1 rRNA gene (cut by a window edge) is annotated in these 253 nt (G+C 54.5%); it reads left to right on the top strand.

Annotated elements, in window-relative coordinates:
- Nucleotides 1-253 (top strand): 16S ribosomal RNA (locus ACYVJ4_RS18300) (its annotated part continues 327 nt past the right edge of the window); the annotation flags it as partial.

Genomic DNA, 253 nt, shown 5'->3' with positions numbered 1-253 from the left:
GGTTGTCGTCAGCTCGTGTCGTGAGATGTTGGGTTAAGTCCCGCAACGAGCGCAACCCTCATCCTTTGTTGCCAGCGGTTAGGCCGGGAACTCAAAGGAGACTGCCAGTGATAAACTGGAGGAAGGTGGGGATGACGTCAAATCATCATGCCCCTTACGAGTAGGGCTACACACGTGCTACAATGGCGCATACAAAGAGAAGCGACCTCGCGAGAGCAAGCGGACCTCATAAAGTGCGTCGTAGTCCGGATTG

The organism is Angustibacter peucedani (assembly GCF_054779595.1).
The sequence above is the reverse complement of the archived record's forward strand: the minus strand, read 5'-3'. Positions and strand labels throughout refer to the sequence as shown.